This window comes from Spirulina subsalsa CS-330 (assembly GCF_028330765.1).
Classification (GTDB): domain Bacteria; phylum Cyanobacteriota; class Cyanobacteriia; order Cyanobacteriales; family Spirulinaceae; genus Spirulina; species Spirulina subsalsa_A.
In genome coordinates, this window is sequence record NZ_JAQMTY010000069.1 from 1 (window position 1) to 7,010 (window position 7,010).

Consider the following 7,010-nt stretch of genomic DNA (forward strand, 5'->3'; position numbering starts at 1 on the left):
GACTTTTAGCTTGTTCACAAGTCGGGATAGGGCATTGCCACGACTTTAAATGGGCATGGAGAGACAGTAAGACTGCTTCGGTAGCAAGTCTCGGTGAAGTGTCAAGAATCACCGCTCCTTCAGGACGGTGAGTATGTCAACGCGAGTACCCCTAGCGCTGAAGAAAGCGAAAGAACTGACACACAGGGATGTGAGCTTACTCGATGAAGCAGAATGTGAGCAGGAGGATTATCGATTGTGGGAGATAGAGCAGAGCTATGGGGGAGTGGAGCAGCGGTGGATCTTGGTGGAGAGTCAGAGTCGCAAAGCCGATGCAGCGTTGTGGGAACCGGAACTGGAAAAATTAGAGCGGGGTCTGAATCGGGAGTTAAAGAAACTGACAGGGCAGGTGTTTGCCTGTAAGCCGGATGCGATGGAAGCGTTGTTGCAATTTGAGGAGAGCTTGGAAATCCACCATCTGGGTCAGGTGAGGGTAGAAACAGTCAGAGCTAAGCAGAAGCGGGGTCGTCGGGGAAAATCGACACCACCGACGGCGATTGAGGGTTATCGAGTCCATGGCATCCTAGAAAGGAGGGAGACAACGGCCGAAACCTTGAGCCAACAACGCAGTCGCTTCATCCTGGCAACAAATCAATAGGACAGAACGTTGTGGCCGGCACAGAAGCTGTTGCAGGAATACAAAAGGCAGCAGACAGTGGAGCGGGGGTTTCGTTTCTTGAAAGACCTGCTGTTCTTTGCTAGTAGTGTGTTTGTCAAGAAGCGACAACGTGTGGAGGCTCTAGCCTTGGTGATGGCACTGACGTTGTTGGTGTATACCTTGGCGGAGCGCCAACTCAGACAAGCCCTATTAACGCAGCAGCAAACGGTACGAGACCAAAGGCGGCGGCCGACGAATAAGCCAACGTTTCGGTGGATTATGCAGAAGTTCCAAGGGATACACTGGGTGAAGTTGGGAGAGAAATGGCAGATTAGTAATCTGAGTGAGGAGCGACGGTTGATCATTCACCTGTTGGGACCACCGGTTGAGCGTTATTACCATGCCCCTCTTTAATTTTTTGTCAACCTGCGGAATGTCGGATTGAAGCCGTGTTAAACAGCACGAATCCCAGGGAACATCACCCCCACGAATCGCCAGCACTGCGGTGGAACATAAGGCGGTGTTTGATGTTTGCGGAGCTTTGGCAAAACAGAAGCGGATTGAAGTGATGTTCTGATCGAGGCTATCCGGGCGATTCAAGACTGGCTGTAGTTAAAAAGGTGCTGTTTCAGCTAAAACATGTTCGGTTAACTGTGCCGCCAAAACCTGCCGTAATTGGGGATTATCCCGCAGGATCTGCGATGCTAACACCTGAGCGATCAACCCCGCGACTTGTTCTCGCTCTTCCGGAGCCGCCCATACTAACCGATGCACCTCTTCCCCATTGGGCTGTGTCACTGTTAATAAGCGTGCCATCCGATCTCGATTGTCCGACATCTCTCCCATTGATCCCTGTAAGGCTTCCAAATTGCGAAACCGTCGCGCCACATCCGCCACCATGCGCTCAAACTCGTTCACTGTCCCATCTGTCCAGGCCGCCGCTGGCTTATCCACGAGGGTCATCATCACGGATTCCAACCAGGGCCGATCATCCAACACGTCATCCACCATTGCCCGCACCACTGCATTGAGTAAACGATCGCTACAGTGCCCCACCAAATGCACCCCCCTCGATCGCAACACCCCCCGTAAATCTTGGCCCCGCTGCACTCCAAACGCTGTACAGAGCCGCTCTTGACATTGCGCCAACAGCAGATCATAGGCCATGTTCAACTCCCGCAACACCAGGGTCAGAGACTCCCGGAACCGCACTGCCACCATTGGATCATCCACGGCCGTGGGGCGGATTGGCTCCAAGCCGCAAGCCATCGGCAACGCCTCGAATAATAATGTATCCGGCTCCACTGTTTGGGCCAACGCCCGCAACACTCCCCGCGCCGCTGGACTCAGTTGCCCCGTGTGCCGGGTGTAGCGGGGGAGCTTCTGCACAAACTGATAGAGGGGAGCCACCACACTGATCAGCGTTGGGTTTCGCGTCGTTGCCGCCTGCGCCTTGGCCGATCGCAACATACTCTCCAACTCTTGGAAAATGCGCGATCGCACCCCCACAATCTCAAAAAATTTCACCGCAAATCGTGCCGGGTCTTTCACCAATAATTCAAAATGTTCTACCCCCAACACCGGGATAAACGTCCCCTCCATATACACCCCCACATCATCCTGGTGGGCCAACAATACCGCCGCAATCAACACCGGAATCACCCCCGCCTTCACACCGTAGGGCGGCCGCGCCAAACCCTCGTACAGTTCCCCTAAGTTGCGCTGGGCCGTCTGGGCCCCCTGACAAAACTCCTCAATAAACGCCCACACCGGCTCCACCCCAGACCCCGCCTGCGGTGCGCCAAACTCCCAGCCCGCCGCCCCAGCGCGGTGAATCCCCGTCTGAGCCAACACCGACCCATAAACCGCCACCTCTGGCCCGTAGCCCTCGAACCCCAAACGCGGCATCTCGCCCTGGGTTAACATCGCCGCCATCAAGACCCGCCGTGCTTTGCTGCCCTGGGTGGTCAACTCCCGCCGATTGATCAGTTCATTATCGAGGCGCAGACCCTGGGGATAGGTGGCATCGCAGAGGTTAGAAATGAGGGTTTGGAATTGGCGCGATCGCACCACTTTCACCCGTTTGCCGCCGCTCCAACATTGGGCCACCCCGGTCTGCCAACTGAGGGACTGAGCGATCGCCGCCGCCAACAACCCCGCCGCCGTCCGGATGCGGTAGGCTATCTCACGCCGCGCCACCCCATCCCGCTGTAACTCCGTGGCTGTCCGCTGAATTCGCTGTAAGGCGAGCAATTCTTGGGCGTGCGATCGCACCCGATCCAACTCCCCCACCTGCACAAACACCAGGGGCTTCCCGTCTTGGGTCTGCTGGGGTTTGGAGCGCGGCACTGTCGGATCAAGCCAGTAGAGAATCAAGCCATCATCGCTGGCCTGGCCGCAGGTGAGAGCGGCCAAGTCCAGCCGCCCATCACCGTAGCGTTGCTCAAAATAGCGCAGCGTCCCGGTTTGGGTGTAGTGGCGTTGGGCCACGTAGGGCTTGAGGGGATGCACATGGGCCAGAAGATCGGCGAGGGGCGATCGCACCTGATCCCGCTGCTCATCCACTGCCTGATCCACGTTAAAATCCGACCCCTCCCAAAGTCGCAACTCATTCAACTGCCGCCGATGGGTCACGAGTCCCCGTTTCTGAATCGTGGTGACAGCAGTTTGCCACGGTTCGCGATCCCGATGTCCCTGATCACACAGAGCCAGGGTCACCAGTTCCGGCGTTGCCCGGAGCGGCCCCGTGGTGGTAATCAGGTTCAAAATCCCGATGGTTTTTAAGATTTTCACCGTTTCCGGGGGCTGATTGCAGGCATCTTCAATCAAGCTCCGAATCTCCACCCACCGCTGCAAATTAAACCGCGAGGTTAACCCCGTCACCGACTCCACAAAATAATCATACAGTTGATCAAGTTTGAGGGTGGGTAAGTGATCATCCTCTACCATTTCATCGGTTAAAAACTGCATTAACCCAAAGGGTTCATCACTGGTTAAAAAGGTAAACAAGGATCGATCATTTTGGGCATAGCGTAAACACAAAATCGGCAAAACTAAGGCCGTTAAGGGGTGTAAGGGATAGCATTGGCTAATGGTTTGGCGGGTAAGATCAATGCTGGCCAATGGCTCACACAGTTGCTCATCCCAATCTTGGGCCCAGGCATTAACCGCAATTTGGATTTTTTCATCTTGGCCACCATCGAGTACCTGGGCAATCAGGCGGGTCATCTGGCTCGGCACATCCCGAAAGACAATATCCTCAAAGCGGCCCTGGACTTTAATCCATTCATTTTGATCCTGGGCGGAGAGGCGATCGCTGTATCCCCCAAAGGACTGGTGCAGAAGGACTAAACTGTAAACCTGATGTTTACCCTCGGTTTTCAGTTCTGCGATTTGTTGGAGTAAATAAAGGTCAGCAATACCTTGATGCTGGGACACATATTCTAAGTTTTTACCCAATTCATCAATGATAATAAAAACATTGCTTTGGGCTTCCTCTAGTAGGGTTTGAATACTCCGCAGAATCTTGTTTTGCTTAACTTCACCCTTGCCATACTTAAACTCATACCGAAGATCGACCAAATCGCGATGCAATTCATGCTCTCGATAGTCTTCAAAAAAACTTTCAACTCCTGAAATTAATGCCCGTAAAATGCTAAGGCTAATCGGTTCCTGTTGGCCGGTGGCGATCGCGATGACACAGCCCTGTTGCGGCAACTTTTCCAGAATTCGGATCGGCTCACTGTCCGGGGCAAAATGAGACCGGGCAATCTGCATCGCCTCCTGGTGAATCGCAGTATCGTGAGGACGAAAAAGACTGCTCAGAAAATGGGCAAAGGCTGATTTTCCCGTACCGTAAACCCCCGTGATTGTCCACGCTCGGTGGCGGCGTTTATGGCCAAAACTGTGGAGGATTTTTTCTAAGGTCGTGGTGGCTCGTTCCGTCAACACATAGCCCGTCAGGGTTTCCGGGTTGCCCCCGTCCCGTTCGAGATTGATCGAACGAGCGTAACGACGACGCGGTTGGACATAATGCGCTAGGGATTTGACACTCACGAGACATCACCGGGCTGAATAATACCGTTCTAGAATACGATCCGCTTGGCCTTGGGGATCATCCCCAAAGAAAAAACTCAACTTTCCCGCCCCGTTATCAATCCCTAGATTTGCGTGAGTTGGGCTGAGATGCGCGATCGCTTCACACACCCCCTCTTCTCGGAGCTTAAACACCATTCCCGGACTGTCGGGGGTATAGACCAAGGCGGAAAGTGCGATCGTTTTGGCCGTCTCCTTTTGTGCCGCATAGCTCAAACAGGCATAAACAATAATTTCCGGTGGCAAGGTCGGCTTCACCCCCACCCGAAACCCATACTGCCGCCCATCCGCCGCCCCATCAATCAACCCCAACGCCGTAAACGGACAGTCAAGAATTTCCTCGCCTTTCGTGTTTTTTCGCGTCGGTTGTACTGCATACATCCGCAGCAAACAACTCACATCTTTGCGCAGAGATGATTCTGAACATTTTTTCCGGTCGAGTCGTTGTACCTCTTGCCCCAAAAATTCCACGAGTTCATCGGGGGTGAATTCTGTGCGGGCAAACCGTTTAAAAATCAACATCCACGCCGCCGCCTGTTGGGGGGAATCGTCCCGGTCTTCAAGCAATTTCCAATGGAGCAGCCACAAACTAGCCGGGTCTTCGAGATAGGGATCAAACCCCTCCTCCCCTAGTAACCTGCGCCCGAACTGCGTCGGCTGATCTTGTGCGTCGATGAGCTTAAAGGCCCGACACCAATAGCGGAGCGATCGCACCATATTCTTCCCGACCCCCAACCGTACCGGTGCATCTTCGGCTAAAAACGAGTTCACCGTTGAGGTGGATTCCTCTAATGTGAGGGATTGGGACGCTTGGCTCCGATCGCGCATCGCCCGATCAAATCCTTTTTTGAGCCAACCAAACCGGGGATGAAAGGTTTCATGACGTGCAAAGACTAGATTTTGGGGCTGACCCGGTTCGCGTATTTCTGACAGAATAGACATGCGTGATCAAACTTCGACAAGTATGAATTCTATCCTAGGCTAGACTGGAAACGTCCAAAGTATCGCCTTGCTGAAGCCACCCTTAAACCTGTTCAGTGGGATGTTTGATGAAAACCCTTTGAAACATCTGAAACTCGTGATTTTTTTTGGCATCTTCTACCCCTTGCAACTAAAAAGATAGAGCAAGATTGTCACGAAATGCGGAATCAAGCCGGTTCACCATGAGTCAACCTAATAATCTTCATGTTTGCGCTGTCCTATGCCACCCTCACCCCCTGTTATTCACACCGATGGACTTACGAAACGCTTTGATCGCCATGTGGCCGTTAATGAAGTAGACCTCGATATCAACGCGGGGGACGTGTACGGGTTGATCGGCCCCAATGGAGCCGGAAAAACCACCCTGATTCGGATGTTGGCAGCGGCCGAAGCTCCGACGAAAGGGGAAATTTATATTGACGGCGATCGCCTCCAACTCAACCACGATAACCCCATCCTCAAACAACGGATCGGCTACCTCCCCGATGATTTTCCCGTTTATGATGACCTCACCGTCTGGGACTACCTCGACTATTTCGCCCGCCTCTACAACCTCCGCGCCACCCCCCGCCGCCGTCGCCTCTACGAAGTCCTCGAACTCGTCCAACTCCACACCAAACGCCACAGCCGCATCGCCACCCTCTCGCGGGGGATGAAACAACGCCTCAGCCTCGCCCGCACGATCATCCATGAACCGATGATCCTGTTTCTGGATGAACCCGTGTCCGGCCTTGACCCGATCGCCCGCCTGCAATTCCGTTCGAGTATTAAAACCCTGCAAGCCGCCGGGATGACGATCGTGATTTCGTCCCATGTGTTGAGTGATTTGGCCGAACTCTGTACCTCGATTGGGGTGATGGAATTGGGCTGTTTAGTGGAAAGTGCGTCTTTGGCGGATCTGTATCACCGTCTGGGCCATCAGCAGCTTGTGATTGCCACCCAGCGCGATCGCGCCGCCCTGATCGCTGCCATTCGTGACCATCCCCAGGTCGTGCGGTGGGAATTAGAATCGGATGAACGGGCCCTGCGGGTGGACTTTTCCGGCAATCCCGACGATGCGGCGGCACTTCTGCGCGACCTCGTGCAGCGCGGCCTGCCGATTAGCACCTTTACCCCCACCCAAGACAGCCTCGAAAGTCTCTTTTTCAAACTGGGCCATCAACAAGTGTCCTAACCCGTTGCGGGGTGTATCGCCACTGCAAGAAACAAGGGGCTTAAGCCCCTTGCCCCCCTATTCCTTCACCCATTAACACCATGACCTTAAGCCCCTTGCCCCCCTATTCCTTCACCCATTAAC

Annotated in this window: 3 protein-coding genes and 1 pseudogene; 2 read left to right on the forward strand and 2 right to left on the reverse strand. The window is 54.1% G+C overall.

Annotation, left to right across the window (positions count from 1 at the left end):
- Positions 1-139: 139 nt before the first annotated feature.
- A pseudogene (locus PN477_RS04525) lies at positions 140-1,051 on the forward strand (IS1634 family transposase); the annotation flags it as partial.
- A gap of 198 nt (positions 1,052-1,249) precedes the next feature.
- Here PN477_RS04525 and PN477_RS04530 read toward each other — a convergent pair.
- Together PN477_RS04530 and PN477_RS04535 are read right to left on the reverse strand one after the other, a co-directional pair.
- Entirely contained in the window at positions 1,250-4,693 is a 3,444-nt protein-coding gene (locus tag PN477_RS04530; protein ID WP_272115554.1) for a hypothetical protein, read from the reverse strand.
- 6 nt (positions 4,694-4,699) lie between these two features.
- Complete coding sequence (locus PN477_RS04535) at positions 4,700-5,674, reverse strand: DUF4007 family protein (protein WP_272115556.1); 975 nt, start codon at positions 5,672-5,674, stop codon at positions 4,700-4,702.
- Between the two features lie 259 nt (positions 5,675-5,933).
- Between PN477_RS04535 and PN477_RS04540 the strand changes: the two genes are divergently transcribed.
- Entirely contained in the window at positions 5,934-6,887 is a 954-nt protein-coding gene (locus PN477_RS04540; protein ID WP_272115558.1) for an ABC transporter ATP-binding protein, read from the forward strand.
- The last annotated feature ends 123 nt before the right edge of the window (positions 6,888-7,010 follow it).

Bases quoted from the DNA above. Each gene is read 5' to 3' on its own strand.
- PN477_RS04535 (WP_272115556.1), bottom strand. From the start codon at position 5,674: ATGTCTATTCTGTCAGAAATACGCGAACCGGGTCAGCCCCAAAATCTA.
- PN477_RS04540 (WP_272115558.1), top strand. From the start codon at position 5,934: ATGCCACCCTCACCCCCTGTTATTCACACCGATGGACTTACGAAACGC.